Source organism: Rhizobium beringeri (assembly GCF_004306515.1).
Lineage (GTDB): Bacteria > Pseudomonadota > Alphaproteobacteria > Rhizobiales > Rhizobiaceae > Rhizobium > Rhizobium beringeri.
Genome location: NZ_SILG01000001.1, coordinates 3,450,120 through 3,473,174, shown reverse-complemented (window position 1 = coordinate 3,473,174; position 23,055 = coordinate 3,450,120). Strand labels below are relative to the sequence as shown.

Here is a 23,055-nt window from a genome sequence, read left to right as displayed (position 1 = left end):
AATACTACACCATTGAGGGCCTCGCAATTCGCGGGGCCTTCTCTTGTTGGAGAAGGTGAATGCCCAGAAACTCCTCAGGCGTATATTCAAAGCCAGCCGGAACAACTCCTTCCGTAGGCCAGGTCATCGACCCGGTGCCTTGGAACGCGCTGACCACCGACCTCGGCAACGAAATCACCAACTCGCTGCCGCGTGACGGGTCGGCTCCGATGACGGCACCGCTCAAGAATGCCGATGGCACACAGGCGCTGCCATCCGTCACGTTCTCTTCCGACGTCACGACCGGCATGTATCGCAAGGCCTCCGGTGTTGGGGCTTTGGTAGCCAGCGGGACTGAAGTCGCCACATGGTCGGCTAACGGCATCGATTCAATCGGCAAGATCAACGATGATGTTGACCTTGCCGGCCATAATCTCCTCAATGTTAACGAGGGTGTTGCGGACTATCTGACAGGCCTCACCACCACCCGGACCAGCGGGACGGTGATCTCTGTCAGCACTGGCTCCATGAAGGGCAATGGCCGGTATGTGAAGAACACTGCCGCCATGACCAAAAACATCAGCTCCAACTGGGCGGCCGGCGGCGGCGCGGGTGGCCTAGACACTGGCAGCGTAGCGGCCTCGACCGGATATTACATTCACGCCATTCGCAAGATTTCTGATGGAGCGTTCGAGTGGCTCTATTCGCTGTCGTTGACGGCGCCGACTATCCCCGCCGGATATGAATGGGTGGGGCGAATTTGGTATGTCTGGACGGACTCTTCAAGCAACATCGGCACTTATACGCAGATTAACAACAAAAATACGTACCTATCTGCTGTCAGTTGGTTTGCTTCAAGTTCCTCCGTGCCGAACGCGCTGTACACCGTGCCGAATTCTATCCCGTGCCCGTCCGGGGTTAGAGTTGATCTAATGTGCGAAGTTACCATTCGATCCGTGTCAGGTGCGAGCACAAGCGGTCGCGTTTACGACGGCGAAGGCAATGATCAGCACTCGTTTTTCATTAGCAACGGCACTTCGTTCATCGGTACCGCCAGGGCCAGGACAAACAAATCCAGACAAATCGGGATGTTTTACTCCGGGGCCAGTGGCGGCAATGGAGACCTGGTTGTGTTTGGGTATGAGGATTTTACTCTGCCAAGAATAGGGGATAGCTAATGCCGTATGTGCGCCGTGATGAAGAAGGCCATATCAACGCTGTAGTAGTCGAGCCAATGTTCGGTGCCAACGAGTACATTGCGCCCGACGACCCGGAGCTGCTGGCATATTATGCGGCGCTTGTGCCGCCTCCGTCGGCCTATCCTATGGCAATCTCTCCTGAGGAGATGCCCGAGCAATGACGATATCGGTTTTGAGATATATCGTTTCACTTCCAGTCAATCTCACATTCGTCTTACTGGCCTATCTCCTCTCGCCATTGCTGGCGGCCTGGTCGATGAAGCACGGCCCGGTTCTGCCGGGCAAATGGCGGTGGTTCTCGACGCTGAATGCTGATCTGGACGGCTATATCCCACAGCGTGTCGCAGGGTTCGATCCTGCCGCCAAGGGCTTCAAACTCTGGTGGCAGCGGACCCGCTGGACGTGGCGGAATCCATGCAATGGCTGGCAGTCGGAACTGCTCGGCGTCGATGACATCGACTCGGCATTCACCGTCAAGCGCGATCTGCCGCTGGCGTTCGGCTTCTATCTCAAGCTCTGGCTGGGCTGGAACCCGATCAAGCGAGGCGGAAATTATTACCCCTTCATGTTCCAAGTGAAGCCTCAACGGGCCTGAACCAACCCACATCTGGAGCCTCCCATGCGTCTTGTGAAGAACAAGCGCCGCGTACTCACGTGGTCGCTTGCCCTCTGGCCTGTCTACCTGGCGGGTCTGCTCGGCATCCTGCCGTACATCGTGCCGTTCCTGGATGGTTGGCTGCCGCGGTGGCTGATCATCTCCATTCTGGCGCTGTCTCCGTTCGGTCGGGTCATCGAGCAACGCAACCTCAAGGAAAATGACGATGGCAGCGAAAGCTAAAGCAGGCGTGGCCGCTGGTGCTGCTGCGGCGATATCTCTCGCTGTCGGCATCGCTGAGCCTCAGGAGGGCTATGCCGGCTACGTCTATCGTGATGCTGTCGGCGTGCTGACCTATTGCTATGGCGAGACCGAGAACGCCAAGTCCATGCAGGGCCGCACCTTCTCCAAGCAGGAATGCCATGATCTGCTGGTGAAGCGCATGGCGCACTACGACCAGGGCAACGAGAAGTGCGTCTCCAACTGGAACGGCCTGCCGGTCGAGACGCGCGGGGCGTTCAACAGCTTCAGCTACAACGTCGGCATTGGCGGTTTCTGCGGATCGAGCGCGGCGCGTTATCTCAGCACCGGCAATATTAAAGCCGCATGTGATGCGATGCTGGCCTGGAACAAAGGAACCGTCGGCGGCAAGAAAGTCATTCTGGCTGGGCTCGCCAAGCGCCGCGTCGTTGAGCGCAATATCTGTCTCAGAGGCGCCTGATGTTCGGCCTTTCGAAACCCATCGTCGCGGGCCTCGCGGCGCTGCTCACTATCTTGACCTTAGCGACGGTGGCGCTTCTCATCGTCCGAGAGATCCATTCGATGATCGGCGAGGCGGCCGCACGCTCCAAAGCGCTCTCTGACGCGGAGTGGAGCGCGAAGATCGAGAAGGCCAATGCCGAGGCGAACAGACGAATTGCCGACCAGGCGAAGGCGGTAATCGACATCCAGGCTGACGCGGCCGATCGCGTCAACGCCGCTTCCCAGCAGCTCGAAGAATTGAGGAAACGCAATGCGGCTCTGCCTCATGGCGGCGATGTCGGCCTTACCGCTGATCGTGTCCGCCTGCTCCCTGACTAATCCAAAACCGGAACCGATCGTCATCACGAAGATGGTCACTGTGCTGCTGCCGCCCGAGTGCCGGAAGGTGACGCCCGCTCTCTCTCCCAAGCCGGATCATGACATGACCCAGGAAGAAATATTCAACGGCTGGTCGGCTGACCGGACGGCGCGGAACATTGGCGAGTCTCGCCGAGCCGCGTGCGTCGCAGCCGTGGATGCAGGAGTGACCTACCGATGAACATGATCCTTGGCATTTCTCTTGCGGTGACAAATGCGAACAGCGGCGGCGCGGCGCCGACCGTTATCTACTACGTAGACCCAGCCGGTTCAGACGCCGCTAACGGCTTATCTCCAGCAACCGCGTGGCAAACGCTGTCTAAGGTCAACGGGGCGACAATCCCGGCGGGGGCCTCGGTTCTCTTCAAGGGTGGCTCCACGTTCACCGGATCGCTAAACCTCGTTGAGGCTCGGCATTATGGCTCCTCAGGCCTCATCACCAGGTATGGCTCCTATGGGACCGGTAGGGCCACAATCAACACGACGACATCTACGAACTACGGCATTTATGCCATTGATCCGAAATACGTCACAATCGAAAACCTCATTGTCACCGGAGTCGGCAGAACGACAAGCACCGCCTCTGGCGTCTTCCTCGAAGTCCTCAAGCTCGCCAGCACGCGCCTCCCGGCTGTCACGCTTTCCAATGTCGATGTGTCCGGCTTCGGCGACTGCGGCATCCTGGCATGGTCTCACCCATCTGATAGCAGCCCCTCCGGCTTCGATGATCTAACGTTGCTCAACTGCTTGGTGCATGACTGCTGCACAACAGGAAACGGCATCTTCATGGTGTCGAATGCCTACGGTCTGAAGAATCTAGCTCCGACTTTCAAGCGCACGATCATCAGGAGCTGCAAGGTCTACGACAATCCCGGCGGCTATGCTTCCCCGACCAGCCATTCCGGTTCCGGCATCCTTCTGGCACAGACAGACGGCGCTCTGGTGGAATCCTGCGAGGCATACAATAACGGCGCCGGCAACACGTATGCTCAGGGGCCTGTTGGCATCTGGTTCTACGACACCACCAACTCGATCATCCAGTTTTGCGAAAGCCATCACAACAAGACCGGCCTCGGCACATCTGATGGTGACGGCTTCGACCTTGATGGCGGATGCCAGAATTGCACCGTCCAATATTGCTACAGCCATGATAATTATGGTCAGGGCTACCAGCTCTATCAGTACAATGACCCGACCAACATCTTGTCGCTCACTGGCAACACAATCCGGTATTGCATTTCGGAGAACGACTGCCAGCAGAACACTGCTACCAAGGGGGCTTTTCTCCTCGGCAGCGCGGACAACACCCGCGCGTGCTCGGGGAACGCGATCTATGGCTGCACCGTGTTCAACAGTACCGCGAGCGCGAACGCGGTCTACATTTTCTCGAACCCGAACCAGTTCGCCACCAGCTATGTCGGGAACAACATCTTCTATCTGACCGGCGCTAGTTCGAAGTTTATTCTCTCGTCCACCAGCACAGCGCCCGCGCTGCTGTTTATCGGCAACTGCTATTCATCGCCGGCCACCTCGATCAAATGGGGCGCAACAACTTACACGACGTTCTCCAACTGGCGGGCCGCCTTCCCGACTCAGGAGACTGTAGCCGGAGGCGCCACCTTCAAAGCTGCCAATCCAAGCCTGGTGGGGACGGTGCCCGTCGGGACTATCGGGGGCTTCGATCCATTGCTTCTCGGAGCCTATAAGACGCAGGCCGCATCCGTATGCAAAAACGGTGGGCAGGATCTCAATGCCCTCTACGGCATTAGCATGGGATCGCGAGACCTTTTCGGCAACACCATTCCCCAAGGGCTGTATGACATCGGCTGCTACGAGACAGCTTGACATTGCCCCAAAAAATAACGCGAACAACGGCCCGTACCGAATGACATCCAATGACGACATTCTTCGCGCGCTCGGCCGTGTCGAAGGCAGATTGACCGGCATCGAGGACAGCGTTTCGCATCTTCGCGACGAGCTGAGCGACGAGAAGGATAATGCACACGAAAGCCGGGCCGTGATCCATAGGCGGCTCGACGAGCAGGCAAGGCAGATCCATCTGCTCGACATGACTGTAACCGTCAGCAGCAACGTCGATGGTCAGATCCGCGAAGAAATCAAGACCCTCAAGGACACCGTCGAAAAGAACCACGAGGCGGTCGCCCCCACTCTTGAGGAGTGGAAAAAAATGAAGACTCTCGGCTACGGGATTTCAGGGCTAATTGCTTTTGCCGGCCTCACGATCGGCGGGGTTGTCGCCTATATGAGCGATGGCGCGGTAGCGGCGTTACGGCATTGGTTGAAGATCAATTGAGGCATGCCAATGCCAAAAAAGACCCCGCTTCGGAGCGGGGCTAAGGTTGAGGTGGGCCGCATAGCGAAGTGCAACGAATCTCCGCACGGCCCGAAGGTTTTACGATCAACGGAGCATATTGTTCCCGTGCCGACAGATTTTCTTTAATCAGTCGCACCATTCGTTCCGCCTCTTCGGGCTCCAGGTCCGCGCGAAGCCCTCCTTGAGCAGCTTCATGCCGATCTCTTCCCCATTCGTTCGATAGATGTTGACGAGCGGCCGGTGTGAAGGCGTTCGGTCCACCGCGCCACTCGCGACGATCCGCAATCCCTTTTCAGCCAAAAGCTCTTTCAGCCTTCCCTTGGCGATCAACGCCAGCTTCCGTTCTTTGATGCACTTTGCGTGCGATCCAATCTCCGGCGTGTCAATGCCCGAGACGAACGGAACACCTTCGCCCAGCAGTCGCATGTTCTGCCCGTCGCATTTCACAGTGTCACCGTCGACGACGCTCAGCGATGCGCAGATGATCAGTCCAGCAATCATCGTCATATCTATTCGTTTGTCGTCATGATTGGCTCGCCCCTCGGAATGCCTCGCATCATCTCGAGCAGCTCTTCCATATATTCCCTTGCCTGCTCACAGCCTCCTATGAGCGCGCTTCGTTGGTCTCGATCGTCGATCGCGTGGGCCGCCATCTCTATTAAGCGAAGCTGGTCCCGCAGAAGATTGGCCTTGTCGATGAGGTCGGTACGGCGGTTCATAAGTGCCGGCTTGTCGGTCTCGCTCATCTTTCCTCCTGGAGTTGCCAGCCCGCTTTCGGGATCGGCCAGCCCTTTTGTGCCGCGCGGAAATCAGCCTCAACTTCGGCTTTCTTCTTTGCTTCCATGATGCCCGTCGCCCAGACGGTGCTGGCTGAGCGGCTGGCGGCGAACTTAATCCTGCGGATGGGCGGGGTTGCCGGCTACGAGTGCGGAAGATTGCTGCCGCGTTAGACGAGATCAATAGGACTGCCCCCCTAGAAAGCCTTGCCGACACAGAATTTCTCTTTGAGGTACTTCAGAGCGTTTTTAGCCCTGAATGGGTCCCCGAAATTGATGAAACCGATCTTGTCATCGCAACTCGGTGTGTCCGGGTGATCGGGATGAGGGCGGCACTCATATTCCAAGCCTTTCATTGTGAAAATGAACCCACTTCTGTCTGAAGGCTCCAAGGTAATCTCGTACTCTCGGGCGTTCGTGAAATCGAGGTCGTATTCACTGGCCTTCATGACCTCCTTCTTAGGGTCGAGGCCATAGTGGGCGATGAGATATTTGTAGCGGCAATCCGATATCCGCTCGACCTCAATCTCCTCTACGTTCAAGCTGTCACGAACAAAGTATTGGGCGGCGTCGTCCATGTGGAAGTTCATCTTCCACTTAGAGCCTTGGAAGGCCGTCGTGGAAGCGCCATCGTCAGCGCCGATCATAATGTAGGCCACGGTCTCTTCAGCTGATTGTGCGGCCGCAGACGTAGCCACGAGGAAGGCTATTGCAGCAATTCGAAGTCTCATAGATTCGCCCCCAAACTGCCCAAACTATACATCGGGCTTTACGAACGTCCAGATTGACGTCGACAGCATCCTTCGGGGGCATCGGTCGGCTTCTGCTAGTCGCGCGCAAGGGCAAGAAGCTGGTCTACGTCGGCGGGGTAGGGACGGGCTTCAACGAGCGCAACGCTTATGAGCTTCGTGAGAAGCTCGATGGCCTCATCACATCCACGCCGGCCGCCGCTGTCGATCGTAGGGTGGCGACATTCGTGAAGCCGAAGCTTGTTGCCGAGGTCGAATACCGGGCATGGACGCATGACGGCAAGGTGCGGCATGCTTCTAGGGACTGCGCGAGCGGCAGGACAATGCCGACGTTTATCAGATGGATTGAAGTGTCCGATGGAAAAGCCCCGCATCGCGGGGCTATCGTTATGGCCTCCGATTCGCCGATCAGGCTAACCGAGGCGGCTCCAACACTTCGAGTGCCAGTTCCGCGAAAGATGGGGGAAGATCTCCCTTCTTCACCTTACCCTGCAGGTAATTGCGAAACTTGCCGCCCTCTAGGTACTCTTCTTGAAGCCACATTCGAAAATCGCCCAGCGCGGCGATCGGATAGCACCAAGATTCGTGAGGGTTCGCCTTCGCCTGAGGATGGCTATCAGGATACCGGTGAGGATATTTGCGTCGGACATCGTATTCTTCTGCCAGTCCGCTATCTTCCCAGTATTTCGACCAATATGTGCCGATGGATATGTCTACGACAAATTTCTCGCCGATTTCCGCACCAGCGATTATGAGTTCGTAGATGATCGTATTTGCTTCATTGAAGACGTGGAAAAAACCCTTTGGCGCAGACTGATAGTTAAGCTCCAGGCGCTCGTGCCATTTGTGAAAACGGTCGGCGCCGGAGGGGTCATAGCCGACCTGCTGATAGATCATGTCCTGGAGTTTTGAACCGGCAAGCTTTCGGTAGTTGTCCCGCGCCGTCGCCGAGACATTTGCGCCGGCATCGAACGCGTAATACTCTAGAATGGCTAAGCAAACGTCGGCCGGGTAGCAGAAGTGTGTGACACTCTTGTGCGTTAGTTCGATATGGGGAGCGTGCTTAGTAGGACCGATTTTGCCGAGGATGTTCTTAACGGCCTGAAGTCTGGGCTTCTGGTCAACATCGTGCCATTGGGAACTAATCGTTCCAATGTGGGCATTTTGAACGCCGCAAAGTGCGGCTAGGCCGCGTTGATTTAGGTAAGGCGTTCCATCGGAGAGGACACCCATTCCGATACCTTGAACCTCACGATCCTTTTGGATTGTTAAAGGTAAAATGCCCTGCCCAGGGGTGATTTCCTTTTGGCTGCCATTGCGGGCTAACCGGTTGATTTTGATAGTCATACTAGCGATTTCCTTCGCGTAACCGCGGACGACGAGGTAAGAAACCGCTTGACAACCCGTCGGAAGATACCCAACTACTGCCTCGTGATCACAAACAAGCCGCCGCAAGGTGGTTGTCAGGCCCGGGGATGTTAGCGCATCTACCGGGCCGCCGTTTTTCTCTCTGCAGATGCAGAGCGAGTCCCACATGGGAACTGCGACATCGAGTCGCAAGAGCAATATAAGGTTTTAGTAACCTTTTCTCCAATCGTGCTGATGCAATAGGGTTAACAAAAGGTTACCCTACTCGCTTCCGTCGACTTCGCTGTCTTCATCGACGTTGTGCGCCGGCAGATAGGTGTTCTTCTCCATCCACTCCCGAACGATCATCCGGGAAAGACTTGCGCCGGAATTCCGTCACCGTTGCCCTTCGGAACATATCCGATCGGCGTCCACTCCTCGCCGGATTCGAGATCCCCTTCATCAATCTCTACCGCCGTGCTTCGAATGATCTCACTACAGATCATGCGAGCGCCTTTGTCGGTCATCAGCCGTCGTGAATCGACATAGTTGTCTGTGGTGATGTCGTAGCGCCTTACCCGATAAACTGTGATCTTTGCCATCCAAGTTCTCTCCTCACTCGTGTCCGCGCCCGCGATAGGTCGCAGGGATACCTGCCGCCTCGTGGCACTGCGCAAGCGTCTCCAGCCATGCTGCTAACCCCGCCGGCACTTCAGCATTCCCGACTTCCATTGCTTCCACCCACGAGAGGTCGCACTGCAGCGCACTGGCAAGGTTTATTGGCGTCCAGCGGATGTGGAGAAGGCATTCCGTGAAACGAGCAGGGGTCATGGTAGGCTCCAATTCGCGTTAGGCGACACAGTGGCATTGCTCGGGTGCATGTCAACCAGACTTCGCGAGGCAAGTTATCCACACGATGCGCCAAAACAGGGCGGTCGCCTGTGGACGTTAGCAACGCCGAAACGATACGGCGTCGTGCTTAGTTTCCTTCTCAGCGTTCATCTCTCACGTTCCCCGGCGACAAAAACGAGGAACAGAAATGCAGGAAAACATTCGCCCAATCGCTCCAGTAGGCATATCAGGTCTGGAGCCTCAGGAGCCGCCGACCGGCATGCCAATTTTCGAGCTTGTCAATCCGACCGACCTCTTCGTAGATCCAGCCTATCAGCGAAACATCAGCGAAAAGGGTACTCGCCAGATTAGGCGCATTATCGAAGGCTTTGATTGGGTCAAGTTCAAGGCGCCCATTTGCGCATATGCTGAATGCGACGGACAGACGATCCTCAAGGTTCTGGATGGTCAGCACACAGCGATTGCCGCAGCGTCGAACCCGCACATTGACAAGATCCCGGTCATGATCGTCGAGGCAGAGAGCACCATCGCTCAGGCAAAGGCATTTATAGGCCAGAACACAGACCGGCTTGGTGTGACGACACTGCAGCTTCATCAGGCAGCATTGGCGGCGGCAGACGAGGACGCCCAAACGCTGGAACTCGTTTGCACTAGAGCTGGCGTGAAGGTTTTGAAGACTACCAATGCCTACACTGGAACTGGCACCCGTCAGACGATCGCGATCAAGCAGATCGAGGCTTTGATCAGCCGGCGCGGCCCGAAGTTGGCGCGTGAAATATTGGAGGTATTGGCAAGTGCGGAACGAGGTCCGTTGACAGCCCCGCAAATCAAGGCTGTCGAACTGCTCCTCACCGACGAGGAATACTGCGACAAGATCACGCCGGAAGATCTGACCGACGCCATCGTCGACTTGCTATTCACGGCGGAGGATGAGGCGAAGCTCTTTGCTGCCACGCACAAAGTGCCATTTTGGAGGGCACTCGGGATCACCTGGTTCAGGAAATGCAAAAAGCGAAGGGCGATCGTCAAGCAGGCTGCCTAACGACCGCTTCGTTCACCCTTACTTGCCGCGGCATCGTCGTTGTCTGCCGCGGCAGCTTTCCTAGTTTCTTCAAGATATTGCTTGATGGCCCGTTTCAATTCGATCTGCCACGTTCCCAGGCTGATCTCTGTCCGTTCATGCTGTCGGCTGTTGTGACCAGAACGGACCTCCGCTACCATCTCCTCATTGCAGAATTAGCGATTTTTGCAGCTCGATTTTGAGCTGGTTCCGACGGCCGTGGTAGCACATTGATCGCAGCGCCAAACGTCGCGGCGAGGGGACAAAACCAGTTGCGCCCCTGATCTGCAGATTTCCGCCAACGCCGAGGACAGGCCTATCTGTAGAGAGCCAAAAGCAACAGAGGCATCTTCGTCGCCCAAAAATGGGATGCGACAGCGATAATAATAGCCCATACGGCAAGCGAGAACATGACCGCCGCTAACCTCATCCCGACTGGCTGCATCATTTCCTCCATCCCAGCATAACCGTGCCTCCTCGCACGATCCTATGCTAGCAAGACGCAACCCGGTCAGCTATCGCAAGATATTGGTATCAGATAGCCACAGCAGAGAGCGCTTGGCGAAGATGCAAAGATTTCGGCGACACGATGCCCTTTTCCCCCTCCGTCAAACGATGAAATGAAAGTTGTCGTATCGCGCGCCGTAATAATCCGGGCCGCTCGTCTCTGTGATGACGGGCTCCGTGTCGAGCACGAGATTGTCGATTTCGCCGTAGGCGCTGAGATCGATCACTTGCGGGTCATGAATGCTGTCGGCGGTGACGTTGACCGTGACCAAGAATACGGTATCGCCGTTCAGCTTACCTTCGATCGTCAGAACGTTGTCATAGTCCGATGTGCCGTTTGCGACACTGAATTGCTCGATCTGAAAGTGACCGCCATCGGCGGCTTGGATCGGTGTCCAGAACACGCCGCCTGACAGATAATGGTTGCCGTCGGCTTCCCTCTGTACCGTTGCGTCGTCACCATCGTACCAAGCACCCCAATCAAAGCCCTTGTAGCCTGTCGGGAAGTCACTTTGGCCGACATCCTCGAAGTTGACGAACACATCGCCGCGTTCCGGCAGGTCTATTGCGATACTGAACGCGCCAACGTCGGTGGCGCCTTTGCCGTCTGATATCTTGAAGGTGAACTTTTCGACGAGCGCATCTCCCGGTCCGAGCGCTGCCACCACCGGGTTGGAGTGATCGAGCGCATAGGTGTAGCTGCCGTCGGAGTAAACGGTGAGCGTACCATACTCTCCGTCGATCGCCGTGCTTGTGGCCGGGGATCCATTGGCCGGTTGCGGAATGCGTTGTCCATTGACAAAATTGAGGCGTACCGCATCTCCGTCGACATCGGTGGAACTGGTATTTTCGAGGATGTCGCCGCTGATCGGGTCGTTGATATCGAAAACAGGCAAGTATACGTCACCTGCGACCGGCTTGTGGTTTGCCATTTCTACCTCCCATGTGATGTTCAATTCGACTATGCAACCCTATCGGGTATCTGGCAACCGAAATTGATTGAGTGGCAGAGCAATTCCGCTGGTCAATCCAACAGATTTTGATCGGTTACAGCTCAAGCATTCAAGTAAAGAAGCAGCTCTGATGTCGATCCTGTTTATGAACCAGGACTTTATGTCTTGTCTTACGCTGCTGCCGCTTCGTCGATCGCGGTCTTTCTCACCTTTTCAGGCGATGCATCAGCTTGGCCGGCAGAAAACTTTCAAGAAGGATAATAATGACAGGCCAATGATGACGTCGTCATGACGATATACTGTATAAATTGCTTGGCGTGCCAAGAGCAAGCTTGAGGGAGAAATGGAGTCAATCGGCAGAGCCCAAGCTTCTGCCGACCATCAATCAATGCAGGCCGCCAACCCCGAGCAGGCTTTCGACAGCCTCGTGATCCCTGGTGAGGCTCTCCGGCGTTCCCGTCCAGGCCAGTCTGCCGCGTTCGAGAATGACGACTTGATCGGCGAAATCGAGCGCGCTCTGGATGCGCTGCTCGACCAGCACGATGGTCATGTCTCCTGTCTTGGCGAGGTCGGCGAAGGCAGCCATCAATTCCTCGCAAATAACAGGTGCGAGGCCTTCCAGCGGTTCGTCGAGCAACAGGACGGACGGGCGGCCGAGAATGGTGCGGGCCGTGGAGAGCATCTGCTGCTCGCCGCCGGAGAGCTGGCTGCCGAGATTGCGGCGGCGCTCCTTCAGGCGCGGGAACATCGCATAGGCTTCCTCCAGTGCCGTCTTCGGTCGCGCCTTCAAGCCGACGAAAAGGTTTTCCTCGACTGTCAGCGTCGGGAAGACGCAGCGTGCCTGCGGCACATATCCGAGGCCTTTATGCGCGCGTGTGGCGCTCGGTGCTGCGCTGACATCCGAACCGCCGAGGCGGATACTGCCCTCGTATCGCCTGGTCTGGCCGGCGAGCGTTGCGAGCAGCGTGGTCTTGCCCATGCCGTTGCGGCCGAGCACGGCAAGCCGGGCGCCTGCCGGCACGGAGAAGGAAATTCCTTCGAGTACTTTCGTCGGCCCATATCCGGCCGACAGATTTTCGACCTCAAGCGATATGGCTGGCATTGGCATAGCTCCCGAGATAGGCCTCGCGCACACGCGCATCCTTGGTGACGTCTTGAGGCAGGCCGTCGAAGATGATCGTGCCGGCGGCCAGCACGATGACGCGTCTGGCAAAACGGAAGACGAGGTCCATGTCGTGTTCGATCATCAGCACGGCGAGATCGGCGGGCAGATCGGCCAGCGCCTGCTCGATGCGGCCGGTATCGCTTTGCGGCACGCCGGCTGCCGGCTCGTCGAGCAGCAGCACCTTCGGCTTCAGCGCCAGCGCTACGGCAATCTCGAGAAGCCGCTGCTGGCCATAGGCGATCTCGCTGACCTTGCGATGCATCAGGAAAGCCAGTCCGAGCTTTCCAAGGAGATCGTCAACCTCTGCCATGACATCGGGCATACGCAGGAAATTGCCGAACATGCGCCCGGTCTTTCCGTCGCGTTGAAGGACGGCAAGTCCCACATGTTCGGCCGGCGTCATGTCCTGGAAGAGCCGCGTCACCTGAAAGGAGCGGACAAGGCCGCGTCTGACCCTGCCGATCGCGTCGACCTTCGTCACCACCTCGCCGCCGAGGCGAACCTCGCCGGAATCGGGAGAGAGATTGCCGGTCACGAGGTTGACGAAGGTGGTCTTGCCGGCGCCGTTCGGGCCGATCAGCGCGATGCGATCGCCTGGTGACATCGTGAGCGAGACATCATTGGTGACGGCAAGGCCGCCGAAGGCTTTCTTGAGATTGGCGACTTCGAAGACCGGGCTCATGAGCGCTGCTCCCTGCGGCGGCTAACGAAGGCTGCTGACGTGCCATAGAGACCTTTCGGCGCAAAGAGCACGACGGCGATCAGCAGCGCGCCGACCATGGTCAGCCAATGGAAGGGATTGGCGGCCGAGACATAGTCCTCGAAGAGCATGAAGATGACAGTACCGGAGAGCGCCCCGAAGAGGGAACCGGTGCCGCCGAGCACCAGCATAACAAGCGCCTCGGCCGACTGCGTGAAAGACAGGCTGTCGAGGCCGACGACCTGTGTCGAAATCGCATTCAAAGCGCCGCCGACACCGGCAACGGCGCCGGAGATCGCGTACATCCTGATCAGAGCTGCCTTCGGCGAAGCGCCCATGGCGCGGATGCGCAGCGGATCCTGCTTGATGGCGCGGCAGAGCATGCCGAAGGGTGAGCGGACCAGGAACCGCAGCAGCACAAAGACGATCAGCAGCAGCGCCATTCCGAAGAAGAAGGCAGTATGGCCATAGAGGTCGAATTCGAAGAGGCCGAAGACCGGGTCCGGCGCGATGCCGGAAAGCCCATCGCTGCCGCCTGTCCATGACGAGGCCTTGTTGGCGAATTCATGGAAGAGGTTGATCAGCGCAATCGACAGCACCAGCTGCGGCAATCCATGCGCACGCAGGATGATGGCGCCGCAGAGCAGCCCGGCAAGCGCGCCGCCTGTGATGCCGGCCAGCATCATCAGCAGCGGGTCATTGATGCCGTAATGCGCCGACAGGATCCCGGCGGCATAGGCGCCGGAGCCGAAAAGTGCGGCATGGCCGAGCGTTGCGACGCCGCAATAACCGGTCACCAGATCGAGCGACAGGACGAGCAGCGCGATCGTGATCATCCGGGTCAGAAGCGCGAGATTGTCGGGGAAGGCGAAATAGCCGATCGCGGCAATGGCTAAGATAACCGCTATTCCGGCGAGATCGCGGCTGATGAATCCGCGCCGATGCTGGAGAGGTTGGTTTTCGTCGTTCATGACAAGCGCCATCTTATTTCGCTCTTCCGGCAAGGCCGCGCGGGAAGACGCAGATGATTGCGATCACGGCGAGATAGAAGAAGAATTCGCCGAATTCCGGCATCAGATACCGCCCTGTCGTATCGATCGCGCCTAGCAGCAGGCAGGCAATCAGCGCGCCCGGAATGGAACCCGCGCCGCCGACGGAGACGACGACCAGGAAGGTGACCATGTAGCGCAGCGCATAATAGGGTTCGACGGGCAGGAGTTCGGCGCCGACCACGCCGCCGAAGGCGGCAAGCCCGACGGCAACGGCAAAGCTCACCGCATAGATGATCTCGGTGCGCACGCCGAGTGCCGCAGCCATTGCCGCATCATCGACGGAGGCGCGCAGCTTGACGCCGAAGCTGGTCCTGTCGATCGCAAACCAGAGGGCGAGCGCCACGACGAGGCCGCAGAGGATGACGAAAAGCCGATGAACGGGAATGGTGCGGAAGCCGAGATCGGCCGATCCTTGCAGCGCACCAGCAAGCGGGATGGTCTTCAGCGTCGGGCCCATGACATAATTGGCGATGCCGATGACGCAGAAGGTGATGCCGATGGTCATCAGCACCTGGGTCAGTTCCGGCGCGCCGTAGATCCGGCGGTAGAGAAAACGCTCGATCGGAATGGCGACGATGATGGTGATGACAACGGCGGCGATGACCGCCGTGGCATAACCAAGGCCGAGGTCGCGGGCGACATAGGAGGCGATATAGCCACCGATCATCGCGAAAGCGCCGTGGGCAAGGTTGACGACACGCATCAGCCCCATGGTCACCGAAAGGCCGATCGATATGACGAAGAGCACCATGCCATAGGCAAAGGCATCGACGGCTATGCTGAAGACTGTCTGCATGGAGATACCTTGCTTCGATGCGACGGGCTCGACACGTTCGGGCAGCTCCGGAGAGATCGCAAGTCTGCCCGAAGCATTGCCCAAGCCCGTCGCATGCCGTGATGCTCGATGTTACTTGACGGCCGCTAGGCCCGGATCGCCCTGCTTCTCGAAGGTCTGAACCTCCTTGTTGATGTAGGTCCCGTCATCGGTTTTGGTGACTTCGCGCAGATAGATGTTCTGCGTGATGTGGCGGCTTTCCGGATCGATCGAAACCGGGCCGCGCGGGCTCGTCCAGGCAAGGCCCTTGACCGCATCAACGGCCTTCTCAGCATCCTGCTTGCCGCCCGTCGCCTCGATCATCTTGTAGATGACATACATGCCGTCATAGGCGCTGACCGCGGGGAAGGAGAGTTCGGCCTTGTTGCCGATCGCTTTGGTCGCCGCCTCGACGAAAGCCTTGTTCTCCGGAGAATCGTGCGACACGGCATAGTGGAAGGTCGTCTGGATGCCGAGTGCGGCATCGCCCAGCGCCGGCAGATCGGATTCCTGGGTCAGATCGCCCGGCGCGAAGAACTTGATGCCGGCCGTCTTCAGGCCATTGTCATTGTAAGCCTTGACGAAGCCGAGCGTCGTCGGACCGGAGGGCAGGAAGGCGAAGACGCCCTCAGCACCGGAATCCTTGATCCGCTGCATGATCGGGCTGAAATCGTTGGTCGCAAGCGGCATGCGGATCGCCTCGACCACCTGACCGCCGGCCTTTTCGAAGCCGGCCTTGAAGGCGTTCTCTGCGTCGATGCCGGGGCCGTAATCGCTGACGACCGAAATCACCTTCTTGACGCCGGCGTCGAAGGCGACCTTGGCGATCGGCGTCGAGGTCTGCCAGGTGGTAAACGAGGTGCGAACGACGAGCGGGCTCTTGGTCACGATCGCCGAGGTGGCGGCGTTCATGATGACCATCGGCACGTTTCCCTGCTTCAGGATCGGCGTCACCGCCATGGCATCGGGGGTGAAATAGAAGCCGGCCAGATACTGGACCTTCTCCTTGACGATCAGTTCCTGCACCAGCGCCTTGGATTGGGCGGGATCGGCCTGCGGCACGTCGCGATAGACGATCTCGACCGTGTCGCTGCCGACCGTGTTGCCGTTGACCGTCATATAGGCGTCGATGCCGGCCTTGAAGTTCTTGCCCTGCAGCGCGAACGGACCGGAGAACGGGCCGATGACGCCGACCTTGATGGTCTCTGCATAGGCCGCGCCGCTGAGCACGGCGGCCGCAAAGGCGGCCAGAAATAGCTTCTTCATTCTCTCTCTCCCTTTTTGGCGCACTCCCGCGCCGTATTCGCTAGCCGCTCAAAATTGAGCGTTAGCTTGTCATGCGAAATGGTGATGTAAAATGAAATAAATGCCGTAATCCATGACCAAGCGATTATGATTGTGCATCGAGGATGCGGAACTATCCTCGTCTCAGAATGGCAATCCCACATAATTTTCCGCGAGCGCTGTCGAGGCGGCGCGGGAATGGGTGAGATAGTCGAGTTCCGCCTCCTGGATCTTCTGGTCGAAATCACCGGTATCGGGAAAACGATGCATCATCGTCGTCATCCACCAGGAAAACCGCACGGCTTTCCACACACGGGCGAGCGCCTTCTGCGAGTAAGCGTCGATGCCACTATTCGAGCCTTCGCGGTAATGATCGATCAGCCCGGAGAAAAGGTAATGGACGTCGCTGGCGGCAAGGTTCAATCCCTTGGCCCCGGTCGGCGGGACGATATGGGCGGCATCGCCGACCAGGAAAAGCCGGCCGAAACGCATCGGTTCGGCGACGAAGGAGCGCAGCGGCGCGATCGATTTCTCGAAGGATGCCGCGGTCGCCAATGCTTCGGCATGATGCGTCGGCAGCCGCCGTCTTAACTCGTCCCAGAAGCGGTCGTCGCTCCAGTCCTCGATCTTCTCGTCGAGCGCACATTGGATGTAGTAGCGGCTGCGGGTGGCCGAGCGCATCGAACAGAGCGCAAAGCCCCTTGGATGGTTGGCGTAGATCAGCTCATGGCTGACAGGCGCCACGTCGGCAAGGATCCCCAGCCAACCGAAGGGATAGACCTTCTCGAAACTCCTGATCGCCCGTTCCGGGACGGCCTTTCGGCTGGCGCCGTGAAACCCGTCGCAGCCGGCGATGAAGTCACAATCGATGCGCCTGGCAACACCGTCTTTCACATAGGTGACGAAGGATGAATGGCCGTCGAAGTTATGCGGCGCGACATCGACGGCATCGTAGATCGACAGGGAGCCGCTTTCTTCGCGCCGCTCCATGAGATCGCGCGTTACCTCGGTCTGCCCGTAGACGGTGACGCGCCTGCCGCCGGTCAATTCATGAAGGTCGATGCGATGGTCGCGTCCGTCGAAGGCCAGCGAGAAACCGTCATGCGGCAGGCCCTCGGCATGCAGCCTCGCGCCTGATTTGGCCTGATCCAGCAGCCCGACGGTGCCTTCCTCCAGAACGCCGGCACGAACCCGGCCGAGGATGTAATCCTTGTTCACACGGTCGAGAATGACATTATCGATACCGGCTTCGGTCAGAAGCTGGCCGAGCAGTAGGCCGGATGGTCCCGAACCGATAATGGCGACCTGAGTTCGCAAATGCTGCCTCCCTGCATTTTTGCGCTTTGCCAGATTCTGCCGTGCCGCGCTTGCCGCAGCAATGGACATCCCGACCTAAAAATTGCACTAATCGAACATTGGTGTCGGAGAAGCCCCGCGGAGCCCCATGAGCAGACAGGTCCCTACCTATGAACTCTACGGCGAAAAGACCGGGCGAGAACCGGATTTTTGGGTGCATTGCGAAACAATTCGCTCTCGCAGCAGTTTGCATCACTGGGAGATTCGCCCGCACCGCCACGAGAGTTTCTTTCAGATATTGTACATCGAAAGCGGTTCGGGCGATGCGATTTTTGGCGAAAAGAGCCATGCCATCCGTCCGCCGGCCATCATCACCGTGCCGCCCGGGCTCAATCACGGCTTTCGTTTTTCACGCGATATCGACGGCCTGGTGATCACCCTGTTGAGATCCCATCTCAGCCATCCGCTCGGTGATCGAAGCCAGCTCGGTGAATGGCTGGCGGCGCCGCATCTGACTCCGCTCGATCTCGATAATGCCGAGGCCGTCTATGTCATGCAGACGTTGAAGCGGCTGGGCGACGAATTCGAAAATCGCCGCGGCGGCCGCAACGAGGCGTTGGCCGCCTATGTCGCCCTGGCGCTGCGGCTGACGGCGAGGATTTCCCATGAGGGGAATACGCATGAACTTCCGCCCAACGAGAACGAGCGGCGGATGGAAATGCTGAGCGAGCTCATTCAGCAACATTTTCGATCACACAAGCCCGCGTCTTTCTACGCCAGAGAGCTTGGGGTTTCGCCGACGCATCTCACCCGCATCGTCCGGTCGATGACCGGCAATACTCCCCATGAACTGATCGCCGGCAAACTCGTCGAAGAGGCGAAACGCCAGCTGGTTTTTACGCTCGGCAGCGTTCAGGAGATCGGGTTTCGGCTCGGCTTTGCCGATCCCGCCTATTTCTCGCGCTTCTTTTTTAAATATACGGGAGAAACGCCGCGGGTCTGGCGCATGAAGGAAAAAGTCCGGCTCGAACATGCATAGGGGTTCCGGCATTCCGGGTGCGACGCGTTCGCGGACAGGCATCCGCGAGGACGCCCGGTGGGGATCGCCTTACCAGGCTTCGGCGCCGTCTTCCGTGTTGCGGGCGCGTTCGCCGGCACGGGCCTCGTATGCCTCGCGTTCCCCAGCTGGCTTGACGGCATCGGCTGAGCCATCCGGCTGGGCTTCGGGCGTCATGTAGAAGGCGAGCGCCTTTTCCAGCCGGGCGGCGGTGAGCGTGGCAGCGAAACCCTTCATGTCGTTTCCTCGGTCAGTGGCTTAGAGCTTTCCCAAGACACATAGCCTACGATATGGCCGTTCTGGAACAGCGCCCCGATCGTTTTCACCAACTTTAGACGTTGCTTGACGGTTGCTCCCGCCGGATGGTCTCCGCCGACCAGGTCCGCGCGATTCTGTTTGGTTTTTGCTTCACGCCGTCGGCCATGTCCAGTTCCGCACCTCCGGCATGTCCTCACCATATTCGCGGACATAGTCGTGATGTTCCGCAAGCTTGCCACGGAAGGCGGCGAGCGCTTCTCCTGCTCTTTCCTTCAGGCCCGGCACACGCTCGATCGCTTCGATGGCGAGGTGGAAGCGGTCGAGTTCGTTGAGGACGGTCATGTCGAAGGGTGTGGTCGTCGTGCCTTCCTCGATGAAGCCGCGGACGTGGATGTTGCGGTGGTTGGTGCGTTTATAGGTCAGGCGGTGGATGAGATAGGGATAGCCGTGATAGGCGAAAATGACCGGCTTGTCGGCGGTGAAGATCGCATCGAAGGCCTCGTCGGTCAGGCCGTGCGGATGCTGATCCCTGGATTGCAGTGCGAGGAGATCGACGACGTTGACGGTGCGGATCTTCAGTTCCGGAATGGCCTGGCGCAGCAGATCGACGGCGGCGAGCGTCTCCATGGTCGGCACGTCGCCTGCGCAGGCCATGACGAGATCGGGCAGGATGGTGTCGTCCTCATTGCTCGCCCAGTGCCAGGTGCCGATGCCGGCCTCGCAATGTTTCACCGCCTCGTCCATCGATAGCCATTGCGGCTCCGGCTGCTTGCCGGCGACGATGACATTGATGCGGTCATAGGTGCGCAGGCAATGGTCGCCGACCCAGAGCAGGGTGTTGGCATCCGGCGGCAGGTAGATGCGGACGATATCGGCCTTCTTATTGGCGACGAGGTCGACGAAACCGGGATCCTGGTGGCTGAAGCCATTGTGGTCCTGACGCCAGACGTGAGAGGTCAGCAGGTAATTCAACGACGAGACCGGCTTTCTCCACTCGAGTTCCCGCGTCACCTTCAGCCACTTGGCGTGCTGGTTGAACATGGAATCGATGATGTGGATGAAGGCCTCGTAGCAGGAGAACAGGCCGTGCCGGCCAGTCAGCAGGTAGCCTTCCAGCCAGCCCTGGCAGAGATGTTCGCTCAGCACCTCCATGACACGGCCATCCCGGGACAAGTGGACGTCGTAGGGTTCGATACCCTCCATCCAGACACGGTCGGTGACTTCGAAGACGCTGCCGAGGCGGTTCGATTCCGTCTCGTCGGGGCCGAAGATACGGAAGTTGGCGGCATCGGCGTTGCGCTTCATCGTGTCGCGCAGGTAATGGCCGAGGATTTCCGTCGATTGCACCATGGCGCTGCCGCGCTTGCCGATATCGACCGCATAGTCGCGGATATCGGGAACATCGAGCTCCTTGCGCAGCAAGCCGCCATTGGCATGCGGATTGGCGCCCATGCGGCGCTCGCCGACAGGGGCTAGCGCCCGCAGCTCGGGTTTCAGCCGGCCGTCGCTGCCGAACAGGTCCTCCGGATCATAGCCGTGCATCCAGTCCTCGAGGATCTTGCGATGCCCTTCGTTCTCGCGGCAATTGGAGACCGGCACCTGGTGGGCTCGCCAGAAGCCTTCGACCTTCTTGCCGTCAACTTCCTTCGGTCCTGTCCAGCCCTTCGGGCTGCGCAGCACGATCATCGGCCAGCGCGGGCAGATATCGGGCGCCTTGCCATTGCGGGCTTCCTCCTGGATTTCGCGAATGCGGTCGAAGACCCTGTCGAAGGTTGCGGCCATCTGCTGGTGCATGTCGCGCGGCTCGTGACCCTCGACGAAGAAGGGCTCGTAGCCGTAGCCTTCAAAGAGGCTCTGCAAATCCTCGTGACTGGCGCGGCCAAGAATGGTCGGATTGGCGATCTTGTAGCCGTTCAGATGCAGGATCGGCAGCACGGCGCCATCGCGGGCAGGGTTCAGAAACTTGTTGGAATGCCAGCTCGCAGCCAGTGGCCCGGTTTCGGCTTCGCCGTCACCGACGACGCAGGCAACGATCAGATTGGGATTGTCGAAGGCGGCGCCATAGGCATGGACGAGGGCGTAACCGAGCTCGCCGCCCTCGTGGATCGAGCCCGGTGTTTCGGGTGCTGCGTGGCTCGGAATGCCGCCGGGGAAGGAGAATTGCCGGAAGAGCTTGCGCATGCCCTCTGCATCCTCGGAAATATCGGGATAGATCTCGCTGTAGATGCCTTCGAGATAGGTGTTGGCGACCATGCCCGGCCCGCCGTGGCCGGGGCCGCACATGTAGATAATGTCGAGGTCGCGGGCGCGGATGAGCCGGTTCAGATGCGCATAGATGAAGTTGAGGCCGGGCGTCGTGCCCCAGTGGCCGAGCAGACGGGGCTTGATGTGCTCCGGTTGCAGCGGCTCGCGCAACAGTGGATTGGCCAGCAGATAGATCTGGCCGATGGAGAGATAATTGGCGGCGCGCCAATAGCGGTCGATGAGGGTGAGTTCGGTGTCGGTCAGTGCGGCGGTCGAGACATGCTTTTCCATGGGTTTCTCCCGTTCGAAAACGTCTTCAACGTCAATTCTACCGGCGGATGCCGGCAAGCTGTTGATCTGGATCAGCCGTCGCGAAGAATGGACAGCGCCTCCTCGGCGATGATCTGCTCCTCATCGGTGGCGACGACATGGGCGCCGATGCGGCTTTCCCTGGTGCTGATCGTAAAATCATTGGCGGCATTGGCCTTTTCGTCGATTGCAAGGCCAAGCCAGGACAGCCGCCTGGCGACGCCAGCGCGGATCTCCGGTTGATGTTCGCCGATGCCGGCGGTGAAGATGATGGCGTCAAGCCCGTTCAGCGTTGCCGCCATGCGGCCGATTTCGCCGGCAATGCGCAGTGTGAAGAGGTCGATCGCCTGCCGCGACTGCGGCCGACCGTCCTTCAACAGCTCTCGCGTATCGGCACTGATGCCGGAGACGCCGAGCAAGCCGGAGCGGTGATAGAGCAGGTCTTCGATCTCCTCGAAGGACTGTTTCCTCTGACCGGCCAGATGCAGGATGACGCCGGGATCGAGCCAGCCCGGGCGCGTCGCCATCGGGATGCCATCGAGCGTCGAAAAGCCCATGCTGCAATCGCGGCTGACGCCGTCATCCAATGCGCAGAGGCTGGCGCCGCTACCGAGATGGGCGACGACCACCTTTGCTGCGCGGGGCGCCTTGCGGCGAAGCTCTCCGGCGATAAATTTATAGGAAAGGCCGTGGAAGCCGTAACGCTTGATGCCCTCGTCATGCAGCGTACGGGGAATGGCGAAGCGGCGAACGAGATCGTCCTGCGTGGCGTGGAAGGCGGTATCGAAGGAGGCGGTCTGGGCAAGATGCGGTTTCAGATGCTTGAGCGCGCGGATGAAACGCAGCGCCTGCGGTTGGTGCAGGGGGGCCAGCGGGGTTAGCGCGTCGATGGCATCGATTGCGGCGGCGTCGAGGGCGATCGCCCTGATGAAGCGGTCGCCGCCATGGACGATGCGGTGGCCGGCAGCGCGCGCGGCGGTCATGTCGAAATGATCGGCGAGAAGCGCGAAGGTCTCATCGATGACGCCGTGCAGATCTTCCGTCACTTCGGCATTCAGCGGCATCTCGAAGGTCTGCGGCCCTTTCGTCAGGCCGAGTGACAGCGGTTCGGCGCGGAAATCGATCACGCCCCTGCCGATGCGCCGTGCCTCGGCGCCGTCTATCGCGAAGATGCCGATCTTGACGGTCGAGGAGCCGGTGTTGAAGGTCAGCAGCAGGTCGGTCGATGACATGTCTTCTAAGACTCCGCGCGGGTGTGAGATGACCGAACTTAGCGTCGGAGTTCCAGGCGGGAAGGATTTATTCGCTCGGGACGCGCTTTTGTCATTGCGTAGACAACCATCGTCCGCCGCTTGGGATCGCAACGCGGCATCTTTTATAGAGGCGACGGTACCAGGCGCATCAC

25 protein-coding genes and 2 pseudogenes are annotated in these 23,055 nt (G+C 58.9%); 11 read left to right on the top strand and 16 right to left on the bottom strand.

Annotated elements, in window-relative coordinates; all coding sequences use genetic code 11:
* Positions 1-59 precede the first annotated feature (59 nt).
* From ELH03_RS37970 to ELH03_RS17395, 8 genes are all read left to right on the top strand, one after another.
* Positions 60-1,157, top strand: coding sequence for a hypothetical protein (locus ELH03_RS37970; RefSeq protein ID WP_245511839.1), 1,098 nt, complete (start codon positions 60-62; stop codon positions 1,155-1,157).
* Positions 1,157-1,339, top strand: coding sequence for a hypothetical protein (locus tag ELH03_RS17425; RefSeq protein WP_130806725.1), 183 nt, complete (start codon positions 1,157-1,159; stop codon positions 1,337-1,339). The genes ELH03_RS37970 and ELH03_RS17425 overlap by 1 nt, the downstream gene beginning before the upstream one ends.
* The gene (locus tag ELH03_RS17420) at positions 1,336-1,773 is read left to right on the top strand and encodes a DUF7338 family protein (protein WP_130806723.1); all 438 of its coding nucleotides are present in this window, start codon (positions 1,336-1,338) and stop codon (positions 1,771-1,773) included. The genes ELH03_RS17425 and ELH03_RS17420 overlap by 4 nt, the downstream gene beginning before the upstream one ends.
* 24 nt (positions 1,774-1,797) lie before the next feature.
* Positions 1,798-2,016: a hypothetical protein gene (locus tag ELH03_RS17415; protein ID WP_130806721.1), complete on the top strand. Its 219-nt coding sequence runs from the start codon at positions 1,798-1,800 to the stop codon at positions 2,014-2,016.
* On the top strand, positions 2,000-2,494 hold the full coding sequence (locus ELH03_RS17410; RefSeq protein ID WP_165447337.1) for a lysozyme: 495 nt from the start codon (positions 2,000-2,002) through the stop codon (positions 2,492-2,494). Before ELH03_RS17415 ends, ELH03_RS17410 begins: the two co-directional genes overlap by 17 nt.
* Entirely contained in the window at positions 2,494-2,853 is a 360-nt protein-coding gene (locus tag ELH03_RS17405; RefSeq protein ID WP_130806717.1) for a hypothetical protein, read from the top strand. The genes ELH03_RS17410 and ELH03_RS17405 overlap by 1 nt, the downstream gene beginning before the upstream one ends.
* Positions 2,854-3,069: 216 nt before the next feature.
* Complete coding sequence (locus ELH03_RS17400) at positions 3,070-4,737, top strand: right-handed parallel beta-helix repeat-containing protein (protein WP_130806715.1); 1,668 nt, start codon at positions 3,070-3,072, stop codon at positions 4,735-4,737.
* A 40-nt stretch (positions 4,738-4,777) separates the two neighbouring features.
* Positions 4,778-5,206, top strand: a complete 429-nt coding sequence (locus tag ELH03_RS17395; RefSeq protein ID WP_130749721.1) for a DUF1515 domain-containing protein — start codon at positions 4,778-4,780, stop codon at positions 5,204-5,206.
* 147 nt (positions 5,207-5,353) lie between these two features.
* Here the strand turns inward: ELH03_RS17395 and ELH03_RS17390 are convergent, their stop codons facing one another.
* The 3 genes from ELH03_RS17390 to ELH03_RS17380 all read right to left on the bottom strand — a co-directional run bounded on the left by ELH03_RS17390 (position 5,354) and on the right by ELH03_RS17380 (position 6,734).
* Positions 5,354-5,728, bottom strand: a complete 375-nt coding sequence (locus ELH03_RS17390; protein WP_130806793.1) for a thermonuclease family protein — start codon at positions 5,726-5,728, stop codon at positions 5,354-5,356.
* An 8-nt stretch (positions 5,729-5,736) separates the two neighbouring features.
* Positions 5,737-5,973 carry a hypothetical protein gene (locus ELH03_RS17385; RefSeq protein WP_130806713.1) on the bottom strand — a complete coding sequence of 79 codons (237 nt, stop codon included), beginning with the start codon at positions 5,971-5,973 and terminating at the stop codon, positions 5,737-5,739.
* A gap of 227 nt (positions 5,974-6,200) precedes the next feature.
* The gene (locus ELH03_RS17380) at positions 6,201-6,734 is read right to left on the bottom strand and encodes a hypothetical protein (protein ID WP_130806711.1); all 534 of its coding nucleotides are present in this window, start codon (positions 6,732-6,734) and stop codon (positions 6,201-6,203) included.
* Between the two features lie 59 nt (positions 6,735-6,793).
* On the opposite strand from ELH03_RS17380, the pseudogene ELH03_RS17375 reads away from it, so the two are divergent.
* Positions 6,794-7,101: pseudogene (locus ELH03_RS17375) on the top strand (ATP dependent DNA ligase); the annotation flags it as partial.
* Between the two features lie 59 nt (positions 7,102-7,160).
* Here ELH03_RS17375 and ELH03_RS17370 read toward each other — a convergent pair.
* From ELH03_RS17370 to ELH03_RS17360, 3 genes are all read right to left on the bottom strand, one after another.
* Positions 7,161-8,099 (bottom strand): BstA C-terminal domain-containing protein, encoded by a 939-nt coding sequence (locus ELH03_RS17370; protein ID WP_130806709.1) that lies wholly within the window; start codon positions 8,097-8,099, stop codon positions 7,161-7,163.
* Positions 8,100-8,464: 365 nt separating this feature from the next.
* Complete coding sequence (locus ELH03_RS17365) at positions 8,465-8,701, bottom strand: hypothetical protein (RefSeq protein ID WP_130806707.1); 237 nt, start codon at positions 8,699-8,701, stop codon at positions 8,465-8,467.
* Between the two features lie 13 nt (positions 8,702-8,714).
* Positions 8,715-8,930, bottom strand: coding sequence for a hypothetical protein (locus tag ELH03_RS17360; RefSeq protein WP_130806705.1), 216 nt, complete (start codon positions 8,928-8,930; stop codon positions 8,715-8,717).
* 208 nt (positions 8,931-9,138) lie between these two features.
* Here ELH03_RS17360 and ELH03_RS17355 point away from each other — a divergent pair, with 208 nt between their 5' ends.
* Positions 9,139-9,993 (top strand): hypothetical protein, encoded by an 855-nt coding sequence (locus ELH03_RS17355; protein ID WP_130806703.1) that lies wholly within the window; start codon positions 9,139-9,141, stop codon positions 9,991-9,993.
* A 626-nt stretch (positions 9,994-10,619) separates the two neighbouring features.
* Here ELH03_RS17355 and ELH03_RS17350 read toward each other — a convergent pair.
* From ELH03_RS17350 to pobA, 7 genes are all read right to left on the bottom strand, one after another.
* Complete coding sequence (locus tag ELH03_RS17350; RefSeq protein WP_128402985.1) at positions 10,620-11,450, bottom strand: cadherin-like domain-containing protein; 831 nt, start codon at positions 11,448-11,450, stop codon at positions 10,620-10,622.
* 406 nt (positions 11,451-11,856) lie between these two features.
* Entirely contained in the window at positions 11,857-12,573 is a 717-nt protein-coding gene (locus tag ELH03_RS17340) for an ABC transporter ATP-binding protein (protein WP_128402983.1), read from the bottom strand.
* Positions 12,554-13,318: an ABC transporter ATP-binding protein gene (locus tag ELH03_RS17335; protein ID WP_105007256.1), complete on the bottom strand. Its 765-nt coding sequence runs from the start codon at positions 13,316-13,318 to the stop codon at positions 12,554-12,556. Before ELH03_RS17335 ends, ELH03_RS17340 begins: the two co-directional genes overlap by 20 nt.
* Positions 13,315-14,319: a branched-chain amino acid ABC transporter permease gene (locus ELH03_RS17330; RefSeq protein ID WP_128402982.1), complete on the bottom strand. Its 1,005-nt coding sequence runs from the start codon at positions 14,317-14,319 to the stop codon at positions 13,315-13,317. The genes ELH03_RS17335 and ELH03_RS17330 overlap by 4 nt, the downstream gene beginning before the upstream one ends.
* A 1-nt stretch (position 14,320) precedes the next feature.
* Entirely contained in the window at positions 14,321-15,184 is an 864-nt protein-coding gene (locus ELH03_RS17325; protein WP_128411995.1) for a branched-chain amino acid ABC transporter permease, read from the bottom strand.
* A 111-nt stretch (positions 15,185-15,295) separates the two neighbouring features.
* Entirely contained in the window at positions 15,296-16,468 is a 1,173-nt protein-coding gene (locus tag ELH03_RS17320; RefSeq protein WP_128411994.1) for an ABC transporter substrate-binding protein, read from the bottom strand.
* A 162-nt stretch (positions 16,469-16,630) separates the two neighbouring features.
* Positions 16,631-17,803 carry a 4-hydroxybenzoate 3-monooxygenase gene (gene pobA, locus ELH03_RS17315; RefSeq protein WP_128411993.1) on the bottom strand — a complete coding sequence of 391 codons (1,173 nt, stop codon included), beginning with the start codon at positions 17,801-17,803 and terminating at the stop codon, positions 16,631-16,633.
* Between the two features lie 127 nt (positions 17,804-17,930).
* Between pobA and ELH03_RS17310 the strand changes: the two genes are divergently transcribed.
* Entirely contained in the window at positions 17,931-18,821 is an 891-nt protein-coding gene (locus ELH03_RS17310) for a helix-turn-helix domain-containing protein (RefSeq protein ID WP_128402978.1), read from the top strand.
* 69 nt (positions 18,822-18,890) lie between these two features.
* Here ELH03_RS17310 and ELH03_RS17305 read toward each other — a convergent pair.
* The 3 genes and pseudogenes from ELH03_RS17305 to ELH03_RS17295 form a co-directional block, all read right to left on the bottom strand.
* Positions 18,891-19,168 (bottom strand): annotated as a pseudogene (locus ELH03_RS17305) (hypothetical protein).
* A gap of 79 nt (positions 19,169-19,247) precedes the next feature.
* Entirely contained in the window at positions 19,248-21,632 is a 2,385-nt protein-coding gene (locus ELH03_RS17300) for a phosphoketolase family protein (protein ID WP_130766536.1), read from the bottom strand.
* 71 nt (positions 21,633-21,703) lie between these two features.
* On the bottom strand, positions 21,704-22,882 hold the full coding sequence (locus ELH03_RS17295) for an acetate/propionate family kinase (protein WP_128411991.1): 1,179 nt from the start codon (positions 22,880-22,882) through the stop codon (positions 21,704-21,706).
* Positions 22,883-23,055 lie beyond the last annotated feature (173 nt).

Coding starts and splice junctions, on each gene's coding strand:
- ELH03_RS17390 (WP_130806793.1), bottom strand. CDS start 5,728: ATGATTGCTGGACTGATCATCTGCGCATCGCTGAGCGTCGTCGACGGT.
- ELH03_RS17355 (WP_130806703.1), top strand. CDS start 9,139: ATGCAGGAAAACATTCGCCCAATCGCTCCAGTAGGCATATCAGGTCTG.
- ELH03_RS17335 (WP_105007256.1), bottom strand. CDS start 13,318: ATGAGCCCGGTCTTCGAAGTCGCCAATCTCAAGAAAGCCTTCGGCGGC.
- ELH03_RS17415 (WP_130806721.1), top strand. CDS start 1,798: ATGCGTCTTGTGAAGAACAAGCGCCGCGTACTCACGTGGTCGCTTGCC.
- ELH03_RS17330 (WP_128402982.1), bottom strand. CDS start 14,319: ATGGCGCTTGTCATGAACGACGAAAACCAACCTCTCCAGCATCGGCGC.
- ELH03_RS37970 (WP_245511839.1), top strand. CDS start 60: ATGCCCAGAAACTCCTCAGGCGTATATTCAAAGCCAGCCGGAACAACT.
- ELH03_RS17350 (WP_128402985.1), bottom strand. CDS start 11,450: ATGGCAAACCACAAGCCGGTCGCAGGTGACGTATACTTGCCTGTTTTC.
- ELH03_RS17380 (WP_130806711.1), bottom strand. CDS start 6,734: ATGAGACTTCGAATTGCTGCAATAGCCTTCCTCGTGGCTACGTCTGCG.
- ELH03_RS17385 (WP_130806713.1), bottom strand. CDS start 5,973: ATGAGCGAGACCGACAAGCCGGCACTTATGAACCGCCGTACCGACCTC.
- ELH03_RS17295 (WP_128411991.1), bottom strand. CDS start 22,882: ATGTCATCGACCGACCTGCTGCTGACCTTCAACACCGGCTCCTCGACC.
- ELH03_RS17365 (WP_130806707.1), bottom strand. CDS start 8,701: ATGGCAAAGATCACAGTTTATCGGGTAAGGCGCTACGACATCACCACA.
- ELH03_RS17400 (WP_130806715.1), top strand. CDS start 3,070: ATGAACATGATCCTTGGCATTTCTCTTGCGGTGACAAATGCGAACAGC.
- ELH03_RS17410 (WP_165447337.1), top strand. CDS start 2,000: ATGGCAGCGAAAGCTAAAGCAGGCGTGGCCGCTGGTGCTGCTGCGGCG.
- ELH03_RS17300 (WP_130766536.1), bottom strand. CDS start 21,632: ATGGAAAAGCATGTCTCGACCGCCGCACTGACCGACACCGAACTCACC.
- ELH03_RS17370 (WP_130806709.1), bottom strand. CDS start 8,099: ATGACTATCAAAATCAACCGGTTAGCCCGCAATGGCAGCCAAAAGGAA.
- ELH03_RS17340 (WP_128402983.1), bottom strand. CDS start 12,573: ATGCCAGCCATATCGCTTGAGGTCGAAAATCTGTCGGCCGGATATGGG.
- ELH03_RS17310 (WP_128402978.1), top strand. CDS start 17,931: ATGAGCAGACAGGTCCCTACCTATGAACTCTACGGCGAAAAGACCGGG.
- ELH03_RS17405 (WP_130806717.1), top strand. CDS start 2,494: ATGTTCGGCCTTTCGAAACCCATCGTCGCGGGCCTCGCGGCGCTGCTC.
- ELH03_RS17395 (WP_130749721.1), top strand. CDS start 4,778: ATGACATCCAATGACGACATTCTTCGCGCGCTCGGCCGTGTCGAAGGC.
- ELH03_RS17420 (WP_130806723.1), top strand. CDS start 1,336: ATGACGATATCGGTTTTGAGATATATCGTTTCACTTCCAGTCAATCTC.
- ELH03_RS17360 (WP_130806705.1), bottom strand. CDS start 8,930: ATGACCCCTGCTCGTTTCACGGAATGCCTTCTCCACATCCGCTGGACG.
- ELH03_RS17425 (WP_130806725.1), top strand. CDS start 1,157: ATGCCGTATGTGCGCCGTGATGAAGAAGGCCATATCAACGCTGTAGTA.
- ELH03_RS17325 (WP_128411995.1), bottom strand. CDS start 15,184: ATGCAGACAGTCTTCAGCATAGCCGTCGATGCCTTTGCCTATGGCATG.
- ELH03_RS17320 (WP_128411994.1), bottom strand. CDS start 16,468: ATGAAGAAGCTATTTCTGGCCGCCTTTGCGGCCGCCGTGCTCAGCGGC.